General features: G+C 40.7%; 26 protein-coding genes and 1 other annotated feature. Of the genes, 24 read left to right on the top strand and 2 right to left on the bottom strand.

From position 1 onward, the window contains the following. From DDE80_RS10885 to mtnN, 15 genes are all read left to right on the top strand, one after another. A partial coding sequence (locus DDE80_RS10885) for a zinc ribbon domain-containing protein (protein ID WP_153060874.1) occupies positions 1-133 on the top strand: 133 nt, incomplete at its 5' end. 156 nt (positions 134-289) lie between these two features. After that, positions 290-526, top strand: coding sequence for an MnmM family RNA methyltransferase (locus tag DDE80_RS15755; protein WP_108307707.1), 237 nt, complete (start codon positions 290-292; stop codon positions 524-526). A gap of 94 nt (positions 527-620) precedes the next feature. Next, complete coding sequence (locus DDE80_RS10895) at positions 621-2,294, top strand: sensor domain-containing protein (protein WP_108307708.1); 1,674 nt, start codon at positions 621-623, stop codon at positions 2,292-2,294. A 26-nt stretch (positions 2,295-2,320) separates the two neighbouring features. Next, positions 2,321-2,521: a binding site (T-box leader), on the top strand. Between the two features lie 45 nt (positions 2,522-2,566). Beyond that, on the top strand, positions 2,567-5,194 hold the full coding sequence (gene alaS / locus DDE80_RS10900; RefSeq protein WP_108307710.1) for an alanine--tRNA ligase: 2,628 nt from the start codon (positions 2,567-2,569) through the stop codon (positions 5,192-5,194). Positions 5,195-5,266: 72 nt separating this feature from the next. Then, on the top strand, positions 5,267-5,539 hold the full coding sequence (locus tag DDE80_RS10905) for an IreB family regulatory phosphoprotein (protein ID WP_036144521.1): 273 nt from the start codon (positions 5,267-5,269) through the stop codon (positions 5,537-5,539). Further along, complete coding sequence (ruvX, locus tag DDE80_RS10910; RefSeq protein ID WP_108307711.1) at positions 5,536-5,952, top strand: Holliday junction resolvase RuvX; 417 nt, start codon at positions 5,536-5,538, stop codon at positions 5,950-5,952. Before DDE80_RS10905 ends, ruvX begins: the two co-directional genes overlap by 4 nt. An 18-nt stretch (positions 5,953-5,970) precedes the next feature. Then, a complete protein-coding gene (locus DDE80_RS10915; protein WP_108307713.1) occupies positions 5,971-6,255 on the top strand; it encodes a DUF1292 domain-containing protein in 285 nt (94 codons plus the stop codon). A 540-nt stretch (positions 6,256-6,795) separates the two neighbouring features. Then, positions 6,796-7,914, top strand: coding sequence for an endolytic transglycosylase MltG (gene mltG / locus DDE80_RS10920; protein ID WP_108307715.1), 1,119 nt, complete (start codon positions 6,796-6,798; stop codon positions 7,912-7,914). Between the two features lie 130 nt (positions 7,915-8,044). Further along, on the top strand, positions 8,045-8,671 hold the full coding sequence (locus DDE80_RS10925; protein ID WP_108307716.1) for an O-methyltransferase: 627 nt from the start codon (positions 8,045-8,047) through the stop codon (positions 8,669-8,671). Positions 8,672-8,676: 5 nt separating this feature from the next. Next, positions 8,677-9,600, top strand: a complete 924-nt coding sequence (locus DDE80_RS10930; RefSeq protein WP_108307717.1) for a peptidase U32 family protein — start codon at positions 8,677-8,679, stop codon at positions 9,598-9,600. Between the two features lie 13 nt (positions 9,601-9,613). Further along, positions 9,614-10,894, top strand: a complete 1,281-nt coding sequence (locus DDE80_RS10935) for a peptidase U32 family protein (protein ID WP_235612324.1) — start codon at positions 9,614-9,616, stop codon at positions 10,892-10,894. Next, entirely contained in the window at positions 10,894-11,511 is a 618-nt protein-coding gene (udk, locus tag DDE80_RS10940; RefSeq protein ID WP_108307719.1) for a uridine kinase, read from the top strand. Before DDE80_RS10935 ends, udk begins: the two co-directional genes overlap by 1 nt. Before the next feature lie 168 nt (positions 11,512-11,679). Further along, positions 11,680-12,168 carry a transcription elongation factor GreA gene (greA, locus tag DDE80_RS10945; RefSeq protein WP_108307721.1) on the top strand — a complete coding sequence of 163 codons (489 nt, stop codon included), beginning with the start codon at positions 11,680-11,682 and terminating at the stop codon, positions 12,166-12,168. Between the two features lie 90 nt (positions 12,169-12,258). Beyond that, positions 12,259-12,876: a DUF1510 family protein gene (locus DDE80_RS10950; protein ID WP_108307722.1), complete on the top strand. Its 618-nt coding sequence runs from the start codon at positions 12,259-12,261 to the stop codon at positions 12,874-12,876. A gap of 13 nt (positions 12,877-12,889) precedes the next feature. Further along, positions 12,890-13,585: a 5'-methylthioadenosine/S-adenosylhomocysteine nucleosidase gene (gene mtnN / locus DDE80_RS10955; RefSeq protein ID WP_108307724.1), complete on the top strand. Its 696-nt coding sequence runs from the start codon at positions 12,890-12,892 to the stop codon at positions 13,583-13,585. A 26-nt stretch (positions 13,586-13,611) separates the two neighbouring features. Here the strand turns inward: mtnN and DDE80_RS10960 are convergent, their stop codons facing one another. Together DDE80_RS10960 and pssA are read right to left on the bottom strand one after the other, a co-directional pair. After that, positions 13,612-14,052, bottom strand: a complete 441-nt coding sequence (locus DDE80_RS10960) for a hypothetical protein (RefSeq protein WP_108307725.1) — start codon at positions 14,050-14,052, stop codon at positions 13,612-13,614. A gap of 90 nt (positions 14,053-14,142) precedes the next feature. Continuing rightward, the gene (gene pssA / locus DDE80_RS10965; protein WP_108307726.1) at positions 14,143-14,682 is read right to left on the bottom strand and encodes a CDP-diacylglycerol--serine O-phosphatidyltransferase; all 540 of its coding nucleotides are present in this window, start codon (positions 14,680-14,682) and stop codon (positions 14,143-14,145) included. Positions 14,683-14,777: 95 nt separating this feature from the next. Here pssA and DDE80_RS10970 point away from each other — a divergent pair, with 95 nt between their 5' ends. From DDE80_RS10970 to DDE80_RS11010, 9 genes are read left to right on the top strand one after another with little or no spacing between them, the layout of a single operon-like run. Then, positions 14,778-15,557, top strand: a complete 780-nt coding sequence (locus tag DDE80_RS10970; RefSeq protein WP_108307728.1) for a phosphatidylserine decarboxylase — start codon at positions 14,778-14,780, stop codon at positions 15,555-15,557. A gap of 34 nt (positions 15,558-15,591) precedes the next feature. Beyond that, positions 15,592-16,113 (top strand): YqeG family HAD IIIA-type phosphatase, encoded by a 522-nt coding sequence (locus DDE80_RS10975; RefSeq protein ID WP_108307729.1) that lies wholly within the window; start codon positions 15,592-15,594, stop codon positions 16,111-16,113. After that, a complete protein-coding gene (gene yqeH, locus DDE80_RS10980; RefSeq protein ID WP_108307731.1) occupies positions 16,110-17,213 on the top strand; it encodes a ribosome biogenesis GTPase YqeH in 1,104 nt (367 codons plus the stop codon). Before DDE80_RS10975 ends, yqeH begins: the two co-directional genes overlap by 4 nt. 13 nt (positions 17,214-17,226) lie before the next feature. Beyond that, positions 17,227-18,042 carry a shikimate dehydrogenase gene (aroE, locus tag DDE80_RS10985; RefSeq protein WP_108307733.1) on the top strand — a complete coding sequence of 272 codons (816 nt, stop codon included), beginning with the start codon at positions 17,227-17,229 and terminating at the stop codon, positions 18,040-18,042. Between the two features lie 5 nt (positions 18,043-18,047). Beyond that, entirely contained in the window at positions 18,048-18,353 is a 306-nt protein-coding gene (yhbY, locus tag DDE80_RS10990; RefSeq protein WP_108307743.1) for a ribosome assembly RNA-binding protein YhbY, read from the top strand. Then, a complete protein-coding gene (locus DDE80_RS10995) occupies positions 18,353-18,946 on the top strand; it encodes a nicotinate-nucleotide adenylyltransferase (protein ID WP_108307734.1) in 594 nt (197 codons plus the stop codon). The genes yhbY and DDE80_RS10995 overlap by 1 nt, the downstream gene beginning before the upstream one ends. Next, positions 18,915-19,481 carry a bis(5'-nucleosyl)-tetraphosphatase (symmetrical) YqeK gene (yqeK, locus tag DDE80_RS11000; protein ID WP_108307736.1) on the top strand — a complete coding sequence of 189 codons (567 nt, stop codon included), beginning with the start codon at positions 18,915-18,917 and terminating at the stop codon, positions 19,479-19,481. The genes DDE80_RS10995 and yqeK overlap by 32 nt, the downstream gene beginning before the upstream one ends. Continuing rightward, positions 19,478-19,813 (top strand): ribosome silencing factor, encoded by a 336-nt coding sequence (gene rsfS / locus DDE80_RS11005; RefSeq protein WP_108307738.1) that lies wholly within the window; start codon positions 19,478-19,480, stop codon positions 19,811-19,813. The genes yqeK and rsfS overlap by 4 nt, the downstream gene beginning before the upstream one ends. Beyond that, positions 19,810-20,532: a class I SAM-dependent DNA methyltransferase gene (locus DDE80_RS11010; RefSeq protein ID WP_108307740.1), complete on the top strand. Its 723-nt coding sequence runs from the start codon at positions 19,810-19,812 to the stop codon at positions 20,530-20,532. The genes rsfS and DDE80_RS11010 overlap by 4 nt, the downstream gene beginning before the upstream one ends. Positions 20,533-20,791: the final 259 nt, after the last annotated feature.

A 20,791-nucleotide genomic window follows, 5' to 3' on the forward strand; every position in this document is an offset into this window, starting at 1 on the left:
TTGTGGTGCAGAAAAACCTATGAAGCTATCTGAACGTACTTACCGTTGTTCATGTGGGTATGTGGCATATCGTGACTATAATTCAGCCATCAATATCAAAAATGAAGGCATTCGCCTATTGGCATTAACATAGAAACAAAAACTCTTGGAACAAGAGGGTTAGCTCGGTCAGTTTTCGTTGGCTAGTAAAAGCAACGATAAGTCGAGAAGCCCCCACTTCAATTAGATCGCAAGGTCAATAAGTGGTGGGTAGTTCACTTTAGGTTATTTGCCCTACAGTGATTAAACAATTACGACTGAAGCGGCAACAACTATTCAATCAATTGACGCAATTTTACAATTATTGAAACTAGGTGGTATTATTACGGTTTCTGTTTATGAGGGACATGACGGAGGCCGAGAGTCTAAAGCGCTCCTTTCCTATGTCAAAACACTGCCTCAAGCTAAATATCATGTAGGTAGGTATGAGTTGATTAACCAAGTGAATAATGCACCGTATCTTTTATTAATCGAACGGCTAGCTTAGTAAACTATTGTGCGCAAAAAAAGATATACATTTTACAAAGGCTTAACACTTATTATGTATACTGAGTTTTGCGAAAGAGAAAGGCGGGAGTGTAATGGCACGAAGCAATCCATCAACGACGATAGAAGTTCTGGCAAAAACTTCATTAGAAAATATTTTACTTATTAATAAAGAAGGTTATATCGTATTTCAAAGTGAATCGTTAACGCATAACTTTGGTTATCCGCCGAACAGCATGTTAGCGACGAGCATCCTTTCTTATTTAAAACAAAAAGATCAACTTTTTTTAGCCCAAGCGATGGAAAATTTAATTGGTAAAGAAATCGATAGCATAAAGGGTGAAACGACGATTCGTGATGCGAGTGACCACAAGCGTTATATTCATTATGTGGCAAAGCGACAAGAGCAATACATAGCATGGCGTTTTTTTGATATTACTGCGATGAAAAAGAAACATAAACAACAATTAGAAGCCGTTTATATAGATGACTTAACGCAAATTCCTAATATTAAAGGTTTTGAACGCTATATTACAAATTTACTTAAGCGTTCGACAAGTCAAGCTTTCACAATTTTTAAATTAGATATTAATGATTTGAAAGTTGTTAATGATATGTTGGGTAGAGATATCGGAGACCAAGTATTAATTAGTGTAGTAAAGCGCATCGAAAATTTTCTCGGACACCGCATTACATTTTTAGCACGTTTAGAAGAAGACGCATTCGGTATTGTCGTTCGCCGTATGACAGATATTCAAGAAATTGAAGCGCTTGGCCGTGAGTTGCTAAAGCATATCAATGGGCAAATCGTCATTCAAGAATATCAACTCGTACTTAGCGTTAGCATCGGAGCTAGCTTTTATCCAGAAGCGGGGCAAACGTATAAAGACATCATGTTATCCACTTCACAAGCGCTGCAAATTGCTCGTCAAAAAGAAGAGGAACAGTTAGAAGTGTACACACCATTTGAAAGTGAAAAAGCATATCGCATGTTTACGCTGCGTAATGAGCTGTTACGAGCGATTGAACAACAACAGTTTACGTTATACTACCAGCCAATCGTGTGTGCAAAAACATCGACTATCATTTCTGCAGAAGCATTAATTCGATGGATACATCCTGTATGGAAAGTAGTGCCACCGAATGAATTTATTCCAGCTCTAGAAGAAACAGGTCTTATTATTCCTTTAGGGGAATGGATTGTACGTAGTGTTTGTGAACAACTATCACAATGGCATGAGCAAGGATATAAAATTCGCGCTTCATTAAATATGTCGGCTGTTCAACTATTTAATGAAGATATTGTAAGTGTTGTTAAAGAAGGACTAGTTACAGCAGGGGTTGACCCATCGTATTTGACGATTGAAATTACCGAAACGATTGAGATTACGAAAAAGAGTGTGTTTTTACAAACGGTCGAAAATTTACGCGCGCTAGGGGTTAACATTTCTCTAGATGATTTTGGTGCAGGGTATTCGTCATTCTCTAAAATTTTAGATTTAAAGCCGCATGTCTTAAAACTTGACCGCTCGATGATTAATGATATTGAAACCGATTATACGAGCTTTGAGGTGACGACTGCACTTGTTTCGTTAGCGCATCGTCTTAATATGCAAGTCGTCGCAGAAGGTATCGAAACCGCAACACAGCAAAAAGTGACGGCAGATGTTGGTTGTGATTTATTGCAAGGTTTCTTGTTTAGCCGTCCTATTCCAAGCGCGGATTTTTTACAGCTCTTAGCTACACATGAGCCGTTGACACCACAGTAAAACTTACTTATAATTGCGTTTATATAGGAAAAACATTGACGAAGAAAGTACGTAAGTCAACTGCGTTAGTAGAGAGAGGTTTCTTGGCTGAAAAAACCTTACGCAACACTTGCCGAAAGCTACTTCCGAGTTGCAAGACAAACTTGCCGTACAACTACGTTACAGTAACTAAGAGACAGCTACAGCTGTAAATTAGGGTGGTACCACGACTAATCCTCGTCCCTTACCTAGGGGCGGGGTTTTTTTGTGAAAAAAGCTTAGGAGGCACAAACATGAAAGCAGCAGAAATTCGTAAATTGTATTTAGATTTTTTCGTAGAGAAAGGTCACCAAATTGAGCCGTCAGCGCCATTAGTGCCAATTGACGATGCTTCATTATTATGGATTAACTCAGGTGTAGCCACATTAAAAAAATATTTTGATGGTCGCGTAACACCGGATAACCCGCGCATTACTAACGCGCAAAAATCGATTCGTACGAATGATATTGAAAACGTTGGTAAAACAGCACGTCACCATACATTCTTTGAAATGCTAGGTAACTTCTCAATTGGGGATTACTTTAAAAAAGAAGCGATTCATTATGCGTGGGAATTTTTAACGGATAAAAAATGGATGGGCTTTGACCCAGAAAAGCTATCAATTACTGTACATCCTGAAGACCAAGAGGCTTATGATGTGTGGAAAAATGAAATTGGTATTCCTGAAGAACGTTTAATTCGTTTAGAAGGCAACTTCTGGGATATTGGTGAAGGTCCATCAGGTCCTAACTCAGAGATTTTCTATGACCGTGGTGAGAGCTATGGTGCTGACCTTACAGATCCAGAGCTTTACCCAGGTGGCGAAAACGAACGCTACCTTGAAATCTGGAATCTTGTATTCTCACAATTTAACCACAATCCAGATGGTACGTACACGCCACTACCAAAGCAAAATATTGATACAGGTATGGGCCTAGAGCGTATGGCATCTGTTGTACAAGATGTGCCAACTAACTTTGATACAGATTTATTTATGCCAATCATTGAACAAGTGGAAAAAATCTCAGGTAAAAAATACCGTGAGACAGATGAGCAAGATGTAGCGTTTAAAGTAATCGCTGACCATATCCGTACAGTAGCGTTTGCGATTGGTGACGGCGCCTTACCATCAAACGAAGGACGCGGCTATGTATTACGTCGTTTATTACGTCGTGCAGTACGCTATGCAAAACAACTAGGTATCGAAAAGCCATTTATGTTTGATTTAGTGCCAACTGTAGGCGCAATTATGGTTGACTTCTACCCAGAAGTAACAGAAAAAGAAGCCTTTATCCAACGCGTAATTAAAAATGAAGAAGACCGCTTCCACGAAACATTAGATGGCGGTTTAGCTATTTTTAATGATGTAGTAAAAGCGCAAAAAGAAGCAGGGCACAACTTCATCCCAGGCGAAGATGCATTCCGCTTATATGATACGTATGGCTTCCCTGTAGAGTTAACAGAGGAGTATGCAGAAGAAGTAGGCATGACAGTTGACCACGAAGGTTTTGATAAAGCGATGGAGGCACAGCGTACGCGTGCACGTGCAGCGCGTCAAGATGTGGACTCAATGCAAGTGCAATCTGAGGTGCTAGCTAACTTAACGGTAGCAAGTGAATTTGTAGGTTATGATACGCTACATGCAGAAACAACAGTAGCCGCTATTGTAGCAAATGGGGAACAAGCAACGGTAGCATCAGAAGGCGATGAAGTACTTGTTATTTTAGCAACAACACCATTTTATGCAGAGTCAGGTGGTCAAATTGCCGATGAGGGTACGATTGCGAATGATGGCTTTACAGCACAAGTGAAAGACGTTAAAAAAGCACCACATGGTCAAAACTTACACACGGTAGTCATTACGAGTGGCGAAATGCATGTAGGCGATGCTGTAACAGCTACGGTAGACCGTACAGCGCGTAATAAAACAGTGAAAAACCATACGGCAACCCACTTATTACAACGTGCCTTAAAAGATGTATTAGGTGAGCACGTTAACCAAGCAGGTTCTTACGTTGGTCCTGACCGTTTACGTTTTGACTTCTCACATTTCGGTCCTGTTACAAAAGAAGAACAAGAAAAAATCGAACGTATTGTAAACGAAAAAATTTGGGATGACATCGAGCTTGTCATTGCCAATAAAGCGATTGACGAAGCTAAAGCGATGGGAGCAATGGCATTATTCGGCGAAAAATACGGCGACATCGTGCGTGTTGTAGCGGTTGATGATTATTCTATCGAGCTTTGCGGTGGCGTACACGTAGCACGCACGTCTGAAATCGGTATGTTTAAAATTGTTTCAGAGGGCGGTATCGGTGCAGGTACACGTCGTATTGAAGCAGTAACAGGTAAAGGTGCATACGAGGCAGCGAAAGAAGAGCAACACGTCCTTGAAGAAGCAGCCCACTTATTAAAAGCAAAAGCAACAAAAGACGTAGCAACACGTGTGACAGCAGTACAAGCTGAGTTAAAAGAAGCACAGCGTGAAAATGAAGCATTATCACAAAAAATTGCCAATGCTCAAGCAGGTGCAATTGTAGACGCAGCGCAACAAATTGGTGAGGTTACTGTGCTGGCAACACAAGTAGAGGCTAAAGATAATGGTCAACTTCGTCAAATGATGGATGATTTAAAAGCTAAAATGTCGAATGCGGTTATCGTACTTGGTGCAGTAGCGGACGGCAAAGTTATGCTTTGTGCAGGTGTTTCGAAAGAATTAGCGGGTAAAGATTACCATGCTGGTAATATCGTTAAACAAGTAGCAGAAGCATGTGGTGGTAAAGGTGGCGGTCGTCCTGATATGGCGATGGCTGGTGCAAAAGATGCAGACGCATTACCTACTGCATTACAATCTGTTTACGAATACGTCAAATCTATTTAATAAAAAACAGTAATCGAGTATACTAAGAAGAAAGGTGCTACGGCACCCCCTTCTGAAAGCGAGGTGCTGGATATGAATAAGTTTGATCAAACGATGAAGTTTAGTTTTCCAGATGAGTCAATGGCGCAAGAAGTACAGCAAGTGATGCTCCAAGTGCATAATTCACTAGAAGAAAAGGGATACAATCCGATTAACCAAATAGTAGGGTACTTACTTTCTGGTGATCCGGCGTACATTCCTCGCCACCAAGATGCACGAAACTTAATTCGTAAACTAGAACGCGACGAGATTTTAGAAGAGCTCGTTAAGTTTTATATTAGAGAAAATAACGAGGCGAAAAAATGAAGGTAATGGGTTTAGATGTCGGTACAAAAACGGTCGGTGTAGCAATTAGTGATGCATTTGGCTGGACGGCACAAGGCATCGAAACGATTAAAATTAACGAAGAAAAGGGCGAATTTGGCATGGCACGTATCGCGGATCTTGTAAAAGAGCATCACGTAACGAGCTTTGTCGTAGGTTACCCTAAGAACATGAATAACACAATCGGCCCACGCGGGGAAGCTTCTGAAGCATATAAAGCGCTTTTAGAAGAAACTTTCTCACGACCTGTGGTATTATGGGACGAGCGTTTAACAACGATGGCAGCGGAGCGTGTGTTAATTGACGCAGACGTTAGTCGTAAAAAGCGTAAACAAGTTATTGATAAGATGGCAGCTGTAATGATTTTACAAGGTTATCTCGATAGCAAAAACTAATAAAAGAGGTGTCTAACAATGGAACATGGTGAACAACATATCACGGTAATTGATGATAATGGCGACGAGCATTTATGCGAAGTAATGTACACATTTGATTCAGACAAACACAACAAGTCATACGTGCTTTACTACTTAGTAGGCAGCGAGGATGAAGAAGGTAACATCGAAATCCACGCTTCATCATTCACACCGACAGAAGGCGACGAGGGCGGCGATTTACAGCCAATCGAAACAGAAGAAGAGTGGGAAATGATTGAAGAAGTGTTAAACACATTACAAGATGAGTTTGACGAAGAGTAAGGAAATGGAGAAGTGGGCCAACACGGCTCGCTTCTTTTTTTGTAACTAAATCGAATAAATGACGTCTAAGAAGAGCTGTTGTTTATCAGAAGAATTTTTAAATGGGTGGATAACACCGCACGACTTACTTAGAAGAGAGATGAGCGGCTAGTTTTCTAGAAACTTCGGCGAAAGGTCGTTAAAAATTACTCATATCATAGACGTTAAATAGCGTTGTAAGTTATATTTAGTAGGGATGAAAAAAGGCGCTCATCAAATATGCGTGAACCTGTAATTACAATCATACATGGCGCAAATGCTAGTTGGCGGGTTTTGCATGACCTAAACGTAAAAATATAAGTTGTGCGACATCGTTGCCCTCGTTATAAATGTGACGTATGTTAAAGGCAATACAACAACTACAAAACACGCGCTAGACTAAGAGCTAGTTTTTCATTAAGCGGGCGGTACGTTTCGGTCGCGTACAGTGAAAAACGCTCAAGTTTATGGGAGAAAGGTTCAGTAGGATAATGAGGTAATAGTAAGGAGGACATTTCCGCTATGGATGAACATAAGCGACAAGAGATGCATGAAAGGCTACAAGCAAAGCAGGAAGAGGTGAAAATCGTGCGTACCATCGTCAGCAAAATTGCAATTGGTATCGTTGTGTTAATTTTACTCGTTATCGGCGGGGGATACTTATATGTAAAAAGTGCATTAAAACCTGTAGATACGAGCGCTACCGAAAAAATTAAGGTAGAGATTCCGATAGGCTCTGGCTTATCACTAATTGCGAGTGAGCTTGAAAATAAAGGGGTTATTAAAAACGCTAAAATTTTTAAATACTATACGAAATTTAAAAATGAATCGAGTTTCCAAGCAGGTTCTTATGATTTAACGCAAGCGATGACTTTGGACGAAATTATTCAAAGTTTAAAAACAGGTACAGTTTACCGTGAGCCGTTATTTGCGATGACCGTGCCAGAAGGTTTAACGCTTGATCAAATTGGTGGGATTGTGGCGAAACATACAGATTTCACCGCTAAACAATTTATGGACGTTGTAACGAGCGATGCGTTTGTTGAACAAATGAAAGCTAATTACCCTGAATTAATTACGAATGAGGTAGATGGTGAAAATATTCGTTACAAGCTCGAAGGCTATTTATATCCAGCGACCTACCCTATTTTTGATGAACAACCGACAATTGAAGCAATGGCTGAAATGATGGTCAGCACGATGAATGATAAAGTGATGCAATATAAAGGGCTGATGCAAGAGAAGCAACTAACGCCGCACCAGTTGCTAACATTTGCTTCACTGCTAGAAAAAGAAGCGACGGCACAAACCGACCGCGAAACGATTGCAAGCGTATTTTACAACCGTATTAAAGCCGATATGCCACTTCAAACCGACCCTACAGTATTGTATTCATTAGGAGAACATAAAGATGTGGTGCTTTATAAAGACTTAGAAGTAGACAATCCTTATAATACGTACAAACATAAAGGCTTAACGCCGGGTCCGATTGCAGCACCAGGGGAAGTATCAATCGAGGCAACACTTAACCCGACGTCAACTGAGTATTATTACTTCTTAGCAGATAAAGACGGTATTAATCACTTTGCAAAAACGTATGAAGAGCATCAAGAGAACGAAAAGAAATATATTCCACAATAATTTGGTGAGCGTACAGGCAACTTGTCAGTACGCTTCCTTTCATGTTACGATAAGCAATGATTTTCAGTAGCCAATACTTTTAGTCAGCGAGTGCGTACTCGCTGTTTTTTGATAAAGAGGTGTTAAATGTATGGAGTTATCAGATGCCTATATTAATTCTTTCGTACAGCCACGCAGCGACTTACTTATGGAGATGGAGGCGTATGCCGAAGCAAATCATGTACCAATTATGCAGCTTGCTGCAATTGATGCACTTAATCAGCTATTGCGCATTCAAAATCCCGCTAAAATTTTAGAGATTGGGTCAGCTATTGGCTATTCTGCAATTCGTATGGCGGAGGCCTTGCCGACAGTAGAAATTGTAACGATTGAACGAGATACAGCTCGCATTGCTGCTGCTAAAGATTTTTTAGCACGGTCAAATGTGGCGCAGCGCATCAGATTAATAGAAGGCGACGCTTTAGAGGTAGCAATACCTGAAGGCGAATATGATGCAATTTTTATTGACGCAGCGAAGGGACAATACCAGCGTTTTTTTGAAAGATACGAACGGCTTGTGCCTTCTGGCGGTGTGTTATATATCGATAATATGTATATGCACGGATTATCGGATTTAGCGCTAAAAGACGTACCGCGCCGCAAGCGTACGATGATACGCAATTTAAAAAATTTTACCGATTGGATTATGGCGCATCCGCAGTATACGAGCGCATTTTTACCTGTCGGTGATGGCTTATTATTATGTTTGAAGAGGTGACCAAATTGAAAAAACCAGAATTACTCGTTACACCAACATCGGTAGCACACATTGAAGCGCTACTTGAAGCAGGTGCCGATGCATTTGTAGTAGGTGAACAAAAATTTGGGCTACGTTTAGCAGGCGAGTTTACCGTAGCGCAAATTAAAGAAGCAACAGCGCTTGTGCATGCAGCAGGCAAAAAGATTTATGTAGCAGTTAATGCTTTATTCCATAATGATTTAATTGACGACTTAGATGCTTATATGGTCGAGGTTGCCAAATTAGAAGTAGATGGCTTTATTTACGGTGATCCAGCTGTTATTATGGCTTGTCGCGAAAACGATATTACCATTCCATTACATTGGAACCCAGAGACAACCGCAACGAACTGGTTTACAGCGAATTACTGGGGCGAGCGTGGGGCTAATCGTGCGGTATTAGCGCGTGAATTATCGATGGAAGAAGTTATTGAAATTAAAGAAAACGCTAACGTAGCGATTGAAGTACAAGTGCACGGAATGACATGTATGTTCCAATCAAAACGCCCACTGCTCGGTCACTATTTCCTGTACCAAGATAAAGTAATGGAAGTCGAAAATCGTAAAGATAATCGCAATATGTTTTTACATGATGATGAGCGTAATAATAAATATCCTATTTACGAAGATGCGAATGGCACGCATATTTTCAGCCCGAATGATATGTGCATCATTGATGAAATCGACGAGTTAATGGATGCAGAAATTGACGCATTTAAAATTGATGGTGTATTACAAACAGCAGACTATATTACACAAGTAACAGCACTTTATCGTAAAGCGATTGATGCGTATGTAGATGGTACGTACGATGATGAGCGCGATGCACTACGTGAAGCGGTTGAGGCGATTCAACCAGCACACCGTCCGCTCGATACAGGCTTTATCTTTAAAGAAACAGTTTATTAAGGGGGTAAGTAAGGTGGCACTAGCTTTACAACAAAATGATAAAATTCGCTCACTCGTTGATGGAAAACGCGTGATTACGAAAAAGCCAGAATTACTTGCACCAGCAGGTAGTTTAGAAAAATTAAAAGTAGCCGTACACTACGGTGCAGACGCAGTATTTATTGGAGGGCGCGAGTTTGGTTTACGCTCAAATGCGGATAATTTCTCCATTGAGGATATGCGCGAAGGTGTAGAATTTGCGAACAAATACGATGCTAAAATTTATGTAACAACGAATATTTTTGCCCATAATGAAAATATGGATGGTTTAATTGAGTACTTACAAGCCATTGAAGGTGCCGGTGTTACGGGTATTATCGTAGCTGACCCACTTATTATCGAAACATGTCGCAAACATGCACCAAAGCTTGAAATTCACCTTTCTACACAGCAATCCTTATCTAACTGGAAAGCTGTGAAGTATTGGAAGGATGAAGGTTTACACCGCGTCGTACTTGCACGTGAAGTAGGCGGCGAGGAAATGCGCCTAATGAAGGAAAAAGTGGATATTGAAATTGAAGCCTTCATTCACGGGGCAATGTGTATTGCTTACTCAGGTCGCTGTGTACTATCTAACCATATGACAGCACGTGACTCTAACCGTGGTGGTTGCTGCCAATCATGCCGTTGGGATTATGATTTATATGAGTTAGAAGATGGCGAAGAAAAAGCCTTATATGATGACAACCACGAGCCATTTGCGATGAGCCCAAAAGATTTAAAATTAGTTGAGGCCATTCCGCATATGATTGAGCTTGGCATTGATTCACTTAAAATTGAAGGGCGTATGAAATCCATTCACTACGTAGCAACAGTTGTATCCGTATACCGTAAAGTTATTGATGCTTACTGTGCTGACCCTGATAACTTTAAAATTAAGCGCGAATGGTTAGAAGAACTAGATAAATGTGCTAACCGTGATACAGCGGAAGCCTTTTTCCATGATGCACCAGGTCACGAGGAGCAAATGTTTGGCGAGCATGGTCGTAAAACAAAATACGAATTTGTTGGTCGCGTTGTAGCCTATGACGAAGCAACACAAATGGTAACACTAGAACAACGTAATTACTTTAAGCCAGGCGATGAAGTCGAGTTTTTCGGACCAGAAATCGAAAACTTCCGCGTAGTCATTGATGAAGTATTTGATGAGGATGGCGTATCACTTGATGCAGCACGCCACCCATTACAAATTGTTACGTTTAAATGTGAGCATAAACTTTACCCAGAGAACATGATGCGTAAGGAGAATGCTTGATGAAACCTATCGTCATCGGGATTGCGGGTGGCTCTTGCTCAGGAAAAACAACAGTAACGCAAACGATTAAACAAACGTTTCATAATCAATCGGTCGTTGTAATTGAGCAAGATTATTATTATAAAGATCAATCTCACTTAACATTTGAAGAGCGTTTAACAACCAATTACGACCATCCATCAGCGTTTGATAATGATTTACTCATTGCGCATTTAGAAACGCTACTTAAGCGTGAGCCTATTAATAAGCCGGTTTACGACTATGTAAAGCATACGCGTGCCGAAAACGTGGAACTTATTATGCCTGCTGACGTTATCATCGTTGAAGGTATGCTTATTTTAGACGACGAACGTCTACGTAACTTGATGGATATTAAAATCTTTGTGGACACTGATTCGGATTTACGTATTATTCGACGTATATTACGCGATATTAAAGAACGTGGTCGTACTACGGACTCTGTTATTGATCAGTATTTAACGACAGTACGTACGAGCCATATTCACTTTATTGAACCAACTAAGCGTTTTGCGGACATTATTTTGCCAGAAGGCGGCGAAAATGTCGTGGCGATTGATTTACTCATTACAAAAATTAATACAATTTTAGCAAAGTAATACGTTAGTGTAATAAAGATTGACAAATGCGACAAGCTGTATTATGCTAATGCAAATATTGGAAGCATACGTATATAAAATTCGATTAGCGCGAGCGCTAATCGAGTTTTATCTTTATGTCGCGTTACCAATAGTTTTATGAAGGTATTTACGAAGGAGTGGAACACGTTGTCAAACGAAAAAACTTACCCAATGACTGAAGCGGGAAAGCGAAAATTAGAAGAAGAATTAGAATATTTAATTACCGAAAAGCGTAAAGAAGTCGTAGAGCGTATTAAAATTGCGCGTAGCTTCGGTGACCTATCAGAAAACTCGGAGTATGATTCAGCGAAAGAAGATCAAGCTTTCGTCGAAGGGCGTATCTCGACACTCGAGTCAATGATTCGTAACGCTATCATTATTACCGAAGATGAATCTAATAATGGTACAGTGTCACTTGGGAAAACGGTTACATTTGTAGAAATCATCGACGGTAAACCGTCTGATTTTGAAGAAACGTATACAATCGTAGGTTCAGCTGAAGCGGATCCGTTAGAAGGTTTAATTTCAAATGATTCACCAATTGCTAAAGGGTTAATCGGTAAGGAAATTAATACGACGGTTAAAATCCAAACACCAGGCGGCGAAATGGACGTACGTATTATTAATATTAAATAATGCACAAGAAGTTGTCTGTCAGTAGGCAACTTCTTTTTTGTAGGCAAAAGTTGTCTAACGGTGGTAAACTATTGCGAGAGGTGTTGACAAATGACCGAACAAAAACAACAGCGCAGAAATCGCATGCCTTCTTCGGCAAAAAAACAAAAAGCAGACAAAATGTTAAATTATTTAATTACCTTTATGGTGTTGCTCATTATGATTACAGCGACCATCATTATTAAAAATGCGAACGGTGAGACGATGCAAGCTACACCGAAGCCAGCAGCTGAAGTGGTAAAACCGGCAAAAGAACCGGCGCCAGCTCAACCGGAAGAGAAAGACGCGCCAAAAGTAGAGCAACCAGAAGAGACGCCTGCTGTAGCGCCGACAGAAACAGCCGTTGATGACCCGATTGTTGAAACCGTCATCATCGACCCAGCGTGGCAACCTACGCCAACAACACAAACGGGTGAACATGTTTCACTTTATGTGGATTCGCCTGACTGGGATGAAAAAATTGAAACATTAAGCCGCACAACAGGGCTTGCACGTGATAATATGATTGTACTGCGCGTTGGTAATAACGGTAGTGCACAAAATGCTATCGGTGTAGTGACATCGATGGACGGTGTAGAAAAATACCGTGTAAGTATGGAGTGGATTGACAATGAAGGCTGGTTGCCAACAAAGCTTGAAAAATTGCATACGACTGAAGGCGCATACTAAGGAGGCTATTTAAATGAAAATTGCAGTAATTGGTGCGATGGAAGAGGAAGTTGTCGCATTACGAGAAAGTTTACAAAATGCTACAACACAAACAATCGCCAATAGTGAATACACAACAGGGACGTATGATGGGAAAGAAATCGTGTTATTAAAAAGCGGGATTGGTAAAGTGAATGCTGCGATGGGAACAACGATTTTACTGCATCACTTTAAACCCGATGTTGTTATTAATACAGGTTCGGCTGGTGGCTATGATGAACAGCTTGATGTGGGGGCTATCGTCATTTCAGATGAAGTCGTTCATCATGATGTAGACGCTACTATTTTTGGTTATGTGTGGGGGCAAGTGCCACAAATGCCAGCAACTTATCAAGCTGATGCAAAGCTTTGCGCCATTGCTGAGCAAGCAGTAGCTACTGTAGGTGAGCACAAAAGTGCTATCGGTTTAATTGGTTCAGGCGATTCATTTATGTATGAGCCAGCACGCGTAGAAGATGTACGTAAAAAACTACCAGCTTTAAAAGCTGTAGAAATGGAAGCGGCAGCTGTAGCGCAAGTTTGCTATCAATTTGGCGTGCCATTTGTTGTGATTCGTGCCTTATCTGATATTGCAGGTAAAGCTTCAGATATAAGCTTTGAAGAGTTTTTACCAGTGGCAGCAAAACATTCAACAGCCGTTGTACTAGAAGCGATTAAATTGTTAGCTTAAAAAAATGTGAAGCGGTGTATATCGCTTCACATTTTGCGTTTATTGTGCAGAACGTAAAATTTCATACCATAGGCAATTATTATACTATAGATGAGATGCCCAAATACCCAGATGCCCCAAGACACGAAATCAAAAGGGGCGGGTGGTGCATCTGTTAAAGCACTTAAAAAGTAGAGAACTGCGCTCCCTAGCGTAATGGGAATAATATAGCTAAGTAAACGGTGTTCGATATGAAGCGCTTTAACGATATAATACAAAACAATAGTACTGACGATGCAAGTACCAAAGTGAAAGGCAAAACGCGCGAGTTCAAAATGATGTAGCGCGCCAAGTACCGGAACATATTCGAAGTTAAGTAATAAATCATAAGCTTTACTTACGTGTAGCCATTTGAAAAGATACACCACGGCGAGTAGGACAATACCGCCTACTGTGCTGACTGCTATCATGCGTAGTATTTTCTTCATTAGCTAACCCCCTCTAACAATACATAACCTAAAGTTAGCGTTAGCAAACGTAAAAAAAACCACGATGCTTTTCCATCGTGGCATAAAAAGTTATACTTTTTTTATAGTGAATGTGCTAATCATCAACACCGCTAAAATGAGAACGAGCGGGATGTAAAAGCCAATCGGTACGTAAGGGGCAAGGAAATAACTTACCGTTAAAATTGTACCTGCTGCTGTAATCGGTAAGCCTACGAAAGTGCCATTTGCTTCTGAAATATTAAAGCGTGCTAGACGTAGCGCACCACACGTAATAAATAATACCGTTACAATCATGCCAGCTGCACCTAAGCCGTGTAATAAATACTCATAAATTAGTATCGCTGGTGCTACACCGAATGATATAATATCACTCATTGAATCAAGTTGTTTACCGAGCTCAGATTGTTGATTTAAACGTCGTGCGACTTTGCCATCATAGCGATCAAGTAACGCCGCAATGAAAATAAAAAGTACTGCCGAGCTGTAATGCTCGTTTAGTGTTGCCATAATAGCAGCACCACCGAAAGATAAATTACATAACGTAATAAAGTTGGCAATTTGAGATTTGGCTTTTTTAATTGTATTGTCCATAACATGTGGAATGTACATGGTAGGGTCACTCCTTTACAAGTGAAGTATTTTTTAATTATACTGCTAAAAGATTAAATTAGATAGTGAAAAAATGAGAAAAAAGGGTGAAATGTATGAAGCGGAAATTATATCAAACAATGATTGAACTAACCAATGGCAGAGGGACATCGACGGTGCTCCAAAAAATTGCAACGTCTCCTTTGAGTCGTTACCTTATTCCGAGCTATACTAAACTTTACGCAATTAATACGCAAGAGGTTTCAAAAAGTTTACAACAATTTTCGACACTGCACGAATTTTTCACACGTCAACTTAAAGAGGGGGCACGCCCTATCGCTAATGATGCACGAGCGGTTGTTAGCCCTGTAGATGCTAAAATTGAATCGTTCGGTGATATTACAGCGAATCATCAGTTTATCGTAAAAGGCAAGTCTTATCGCCTAACCGACTTATTAGGCAAAGAAGTGCGCGCTAAGGCATATGAAAATGGCAAATACATTGTGTTTTATTTAAGCCCGGCGGATTACCATCGCATGCATAGCCCGCTAGATGCAAGCGTTGTGCGCCAGTATACGCTCGGCGGAAAATCCTATCCTGTTAATCAAGCAGGTTTAACGTATGGTAAGTCACCGCTTTCTCATAACTACCGTATGGTGACACAATTACAGCACGGCACTATGCAATGTGAATTTATTAAAGTAGGCGCGATGTTTGTGAACTCTATCGCCTTAACGAATAGGTCAACGCAGTGGCATAAAGGCGAAGAAGTAGGATACTTTACGTTTGGGTCTACAGTCGTTATGTTATTTCAAAAAAATGATATTGCCTTTGAAGCTAGCGTAGTACAAAACCGCATGATTCGTGTGGGTGAACCGTTCGCAACTATGCTATAATGAGGGCGATAAAGTTTAGAGTGAGGGGAATTACGTGTATAATTTTTTGTTGCCAAAGCAATATGTAGAAAGCATTTATGATATCACACCTGACTTTTTAAAAGCGAGAGGCATAAAGGGTGTGGTAACCGATTTAGATAATACATTAATTGAATGGGATACCCCTTATGCAAATGAGGATTTAGCTGCATGGTTTGAGCGCTTAGCTGAGGGCGGCATCCGTGTCATTATTGCATCTAATAATAATGAAGCACGCGTCAAAGCTTTTGCTGAGCCGGTCGGGATTCCGTATATTTCACGCGCAAAAAAGCCATTAGGTAATGGTTTCTATTCTGCAATGATTCAACTTGGTTTACGTCCATACGAAACAGCGATGGTGGGCGATCAACTACTCACAGATATTATGGGTGGTAACCGCATGGGGATGTATACGATTTTAGTGCGCCCTGTTGCACAGTCAGATGGGCTTGTTACAAAGTTTAATCGCTTTGTAGAACGTCGTGTATTTAATGATTTACAACGAAAAGGAAAGACAACGTGGGAGGACAAAAAATGAACGAAATGCCAACATGTATCGGTTGTGGCGCAACAATTCAAACAACAAATAAAGGTGAGGTAGGCTATGCACCCGCTTCATCATTAGATAAGGAGACCGTCATTTGTCAGCGTTGTTTTCGTTTGAAAAACTATAACGAAATCCAACCTGTATCATTAACAGATGACGATTTTTTACGTATTTTAAACGGTTTAGGCACGCAAGATGGTCTAATTGTTAAAATCGTAGATATCTTTGACTTTAACGGTAGCTGGTTACCAGGCCTGCACCGCTTTGTAGGCAATAATCCTGTATTATTGATTGCCAATAAAGTTGATTTATTACCAAAATCAGTGAAGCCAGGTAAAGTCGTGCACTGGTTAAAACACGAAGCGGCAAAGCTTGGTCTTAAGCCAATCGACGTCTTACTTGTGAGTGCGCATAGCGGTCGTGGTATGGAAGACGCCATGAAAGCGATTGAACGCTATCGTAAAAAACAAAATGTGTATGTTGTAGGCTGTACAAATGTAGGGAAATCGACATTTATTAACCGTATTATTAAACAAGCGACAGGTGAGGGCGAAGTGATTACCACATCACACTTCCCAGGCACGACGCTTGATATGATTGATATTCCTTTAGATGATGGTAGCGCAATGTTTGACACACCTGGTATTATTAATCATCATCAAATGGCACATTATCTTGATGCGAGTGAGCTGAAATATATTATGCCGAAAAAAGAAATCAAACCGAAAGTATACCAACAAAATGCTGGGCAAACACTATTTGTTGGCGGCTTAGCACGCTTTGATTTTATTAAAGGCGAACGCACGGCCTTTACGGTATATATGGCGAATGACTTACCAATTCACCGTACAAAACTTGATAAAGCAGATGAATTGTATGCTAATCATAAAGGTAAAATGCTCGCACCACCATCTGAGCAATTTATTGACCAGTTACCACCATTAGTACGTCATGAGTTTTCAATTAAAGAGGGACGCACAGATATTGTGTTCTCTGGCCTTGGTTGGATTACCGTACAAGACCCTCATGTCGTAATTGCAGCACACGCACCAAAAGGCGTGGAAGTATTTTTACGCCCTTCATTAATTTAAGGAGTGATTGACCATGAAAAAATGGTTCGCAGTTATTGGCGATCCTATCGCCCATTCTAAGTCACCTGAGATGCACAATGCATGGTTCGCTGAGCTAGGCATTGATGCTACTTACATTCCCTTACACGTTACGGAAGAAAATTTAGCTGCAGCTATTACAAGCTTACGTGTGCTTGGTAGCAGTGGCTTTAATGTGACCATTCCACATAAGGAAAAAATCATCCCATACCTTGATGAGTTGGATCCTTTAGCTAAAAAAATGGGCGCAGTTAATACAGTAGTACGCTTAGCCGATGGTCGCTTAAAAGGCTATAACACTGATGGACTTGGCTTTTTGCGCTCACTTGAAATGGTAACAGGTCACAAGCCAGAGGCAAAAGTTGTGCTGCTAGGTGCGGGCGGAGCGGCAAGAGGTATTGCCTTTGCGATGGCTCAAGCTGGTTACACGCTAACGATTGCGAATCGTACCGTAGCGCGTGCACAAGCAATTATTGACGAGCTCGGCCACGGTGAAGCGATGGCGCTCAGTGATGTAGATGCAAGTGCGTATGATATTATTATTCAAACGACATCGGCAGGGCTTAGCGCAGATTTTGCATTGCCGATTGACGTTAGCCGTTTGCGAAAAGAAGCATTTGTTGCGGATATTGTGTATAATCCACTCGTAACCCCGTTTTTACGAGCAGCTCAAAAACAAGGCGCAACGATTATTAACGGTGTAGGGATGTTTGTCAACCAAGGGGCGATTGCGTTTAACCACTGGCTAGACGTTATGCCCGATACAAAATCAATGATTGCTTCAATAGAAGAGCAATTAGGAGGAAACTAATTTTGATGTTAACAGGTAAACAAAAACGATTTTTACGTGCAGAAGCACATCATTTAACGCCGATTTTCCAAGTAGGTAAAGGTGGCGTAAATGAAGCGATGCTAAAACAAATTAGCGAAGCACTAGAAGCACGTGAATTAATTAAAGTACGTATTTTAGACAACTGTGAAGACGAAAAGCATGAGGTAGCGGAAGCGCTAGCACGCGGTACACGCGCAGAGCTTGTTCAACTAATTGGTTTAACGGTTGTATTATATAAAGAGTCACGCAAAAATAAACAAATCGTATTACCGAAAGTAGCGAAGAAGTAATGAAAAAGCGAATCGGTATTTTAGGTGGTACGTTTAATCCGCCTCATATTGGTCATTTAATGATGGCAAATGAGACACTAAATGCTTTATCACTTGACGAGATTCGCTTTATGCCAAATGGTATCCCGCCTCATAAAGCTGTCACGATGCCTGTCAGTGATAAGGAACGACTTAACATGTTAGAAATTGCGACAGCGCCGTACCCAAAGTTTACAGTGGAGCCTTATGAAATAAACAAAGGCGGTATTTCTTACACAGCTATTACGATGCGCGCATTAAAAAAGCGCGAACCTGATACATCTTTTTATTTTATTATGGGTGGCGATATGATTGAGTCACTGCATACGTGGCATGATATCGGTACGTTAAATCAACTCGTAACATTCGTTGGTTTTGCGCGTCCCCATACGCAAGCGCAAACGATTTATAATGTGCAAATGATTGACGCACCGCAGTTTGATATTTCTTCAACCATGTTACGCCAGCGTTTTAAAGAAGGGCGTACGGTACAATTTTTAATACCTGAAGCGGTAGCAAAGTATGTACGAGAGGAAGGATTATATGGCGCGCGAACAACTACTAGCTGCGATTAAACCCCGCATGCCAGAAAAGCGTTATTTACACACATTAGGCGTTATGCAAACGGCGATTGATTTAGCCGAACGCTACGGGGAAGACCCGTTAAAAGCAGAAACAGCGGCTATTTTGCATGATATGGCTAAATATGAAGATATTGATAAAATGGAAGCGATTATTCGTGAACAGCATTTAGATCAAGCGGTAATTGGCTGGGGTAGTGAGTTATTACACGGGCCGGTCGCTGCATATTATGCCGAATCGATGTTTGGCATTACAGATGTCGATATTTTACATGCCATTCAGTATCATACGACGGGGCGCGTTGGTATGAGCAAGCTCGAAAAAATTATTTTCGTTGCTGATATGATTGAGCCCACAAGAAATTACCCAGGCGTTGAACGCTTGCGAAAAAAAGCACAAAAAAACTTAGATAAAGCGATGCGAGCTTGTGTACGACACTCGTTGCGATTTTTAATTGATACAAAGCAACCTGTGTTTCCGTTAACGCTCGCTTGCTATAACGATTTAATGAATGGAGAGACACAATGACATTATTACAAATTGCTTACAAAGCGGTAGATGATAAACACGCAGAAGATATCGTTGTACTTAATATGGAAGGTATTTCGTTTTTAGCGGACCAATTTATGATTTGTCACGGCAACTCAGATCGCCAAGTTCAGGCGATTGCACGTGAAGTAAAAGAACAAGCAGAAAAAGCAGGGTATACTGTGCGTCGTATGGAAGGATTTGACGAAGCACGTTGGATTTTAGTGGATCTCGGTGATGTAGTCGTGCATGTATTCCATAAAGATGAGCGCGGTTATTATAACTTAGAACGCTTATGGGGAGACGCACCATTACTTGAGGTAGTGCAGTGAGCAGCTATAAGCATTTCGCTTTAGTTTATGATGCGTTGCAACAAGACGTACCGTATGATGATTATGCAGCGTGGGTACTCGCTAATGCGCCTTCAACGACACACCCTGTATTAGTAGATGTTGCTTGTGGAACAGGCACTATGCTCGAACGCTTTCAAGCACTCGGCTATACAAGTGCTGGCGTTGATTTATCAGAAGAAATGTTAATGGTAGCGAGTGAGAGGCTAACAAATGTGCCACTCATTTGTCAGTCCATGACAGAGCTCGAGGGTTTTGAAGCGGTAGACGTTGTAACGATTTTATTAGACTCGCTAAATTATTTAACGACACAACAAGAAGTAGAGGCTACATTTGCACGTGTTTACGCGATGTTAGCGCCAGGTGGTCATTTATTTTTTGACGTGCATAGCTTAAGTAAAATGGCTATCTTTTTACAATCACCGTTTACGTACGACGACGGCGCCATCACTTATATTTGGCATACTGAACAAGGTGAGACACCAAATAGTATCGTACATGATATGACGTTTTTTGTCGCAGACGGTGAACAGTACACGCGTTTTGATGAAACGCACTACCAGCAAACGTATGATTGGCAACAGTATGTGACATGGCTAAAAGCAGCTGGCTTCACGCAAATTCAAGTTACTGCAGATTTTACAGACGCCTCGCCTCAGGCACAAAGTGAACGTATTTTTATTCACGCACAAAAACAATAAATGCTAGGTACCTCAAACGTTACATGCGCTAACGTTTGAGGTTTTTTTATGATGAAAAAAAGCTAGTGTAAATACGGTACGCTACCGTATTTACACTAGTCGATGAGTGGCTTCATTTCTTTATTATAATTTCACACGTGTTGATTAACTAAGTTTTACCAATAAAATGCAATAAAAAAGAGAGATTCCATGTAAAATGTAAGTTACCACACCAACATTTACGAGGAGGAATCTCTCATGGCTAAGAATACCACGATTT

This window comes from Metalysinibacillus jejuensis (genome assembly GCF_003057615.1).
Classification (GTDB): Bacteria; Bacillota; Bacilli; order Bacillales_A; family Planococcaceae; genus Metalysinibacillus; species Metalysinibacillus jejuensis.

What these genes read in the sequence shown, in the direction of transcription:
- DDE80_RS10895 (WP_108307708.1), top strand. Translation starts at nt 621, where the DNA reads ATGGCACGAAGCAATCCATCAACGACGATAGAAGTTCTGGCAAAAACT.
- alaS (WP_108307710.1), top strand. Translation starts at nt 2,567, where the DNA reads ATGAAAGCAGCAGAAATTCGTAAATTGTATTTAGATTTTTTCGTAGAG.
- DDE80_RS10905 (WP_036144521.1), top strand. Translation starts at nt 5,267, where the DNA reads ATGAATAAGTTTGATCAAACGATGAAGTTTAGTTTTCCAGATGAGTCA.
- ruvX (WP_108307711.1), top strand. Translation starts at nt 5,536, where the DNA reads ATGAAGGTAATGGGTTTAGATGTCGGTACAAAAACGGTCGGTGTAGCA.
- DDE80_RS10915 (WP_108307713.1), top strand. Translation starts at nt 5,971, where the DNA reads ATGGAACATGGTGAACAACATATCACGGTAATTGATGATAATGGCGAC.
- mltG (WP_108307715.1), top strand. Translation starts at nt 6,796, where the DNA reads ATGGATGAACATAAGCGACAAGAGATGCATGAAAGGCTACAAGCAAAG.
- DDE80_RS10925 (WP_108307716.1), top strand. Translation starts at nt 8,045, where the DNA reads ATGGAGTTATCAGATGCCTATATTAATTCTTTCGTACAGCCACGCAGC.
- udk (WP_108307719.1), top strand. Translation starts at nt 10,894, where the DNA reads ATGAAACCTATCGTCATCGGGATTGCGGGTGGCTCTTGCTCAGGAAAA.
- DDE80_RS10950 (WP_108307722.1), top strand. Translation starts at nt 12,259, where the DNA reads ATGACCGAACAAAAACAACAGCGCAGAAATCGCATGCCTTCTTCGGCA.
- mtnN (WP_108307724.1), top strand. Translation starts at nt 12,890, where the DNA reads ATGAAAATTGCAGTAATTGGTGCGATGGAAGAGGAAGTTGTCGCATTA.
- DDE80_RS10960 (WP_108307725.1), bottom strand. Translation starts at nt 14,052, where the DNA reads ATGAAGAAAATACTACGCATGATAGCAGTCAGCACAGTAGGCGGTATT.
- pssA (WP_108307726.1), bottom strand. Translation starts at nt 14,682, where the DNA reads ATGTACATTCCACATGTTATGGACAATACAATTAAAAAAGCCAAATCT.
- DDE80_RS10970 (WP_108307728.1), top strand. Translation starts at nt 14,778, where the DNA reads ATGAAGCGGAAATTATATCAAACAATGATTGAACTAACCAATGGCAGA.
- yqeH (WP_108307731.1), top strand. Translation starts at nt 16,110, where the DNA reads ATGAACGAAATGCCAACATGTATCGGTTGTGGCGCAACAATTCAAACA.
- aroE (WP_108307733.1), top strand. Translation starts at nt 17,227, where the DNA reads ATGAAAAAATGGTTCGCAGTTATTGGCGATCCTATCGCCCATTCTAAG.
- yhbY (WP_108307743.1), top strand. Translation starts at nt 18,048, where the DNA reads ATGTTAACAGGTAAACAAAAACGATTTTTACGTGCAGAAGCACATCAT.
- DDE80_RS10995 (WP_108307734.1), top strand. Translation starts at nt 18,353, where the DNA reads ATGAAAAAGCGAATCGGTATTTTAGGTGGTACGTTTAATCCGCCTCAT.
- yqeK (WP_108307736.1), top strand. Translation starts at nt 18,915, where the DNA reads ATGGCGCGCGAACAACTACTAGCTGCGATTAAACCCCGCATGCCAGAA.
- rsfS (WP_108307738.1), top strand. Translation starts at nt 19,478, where the DNA reads ATGACATTATTACAAATTGCTTACAAAGCGGTAGATGATAAACACGCA.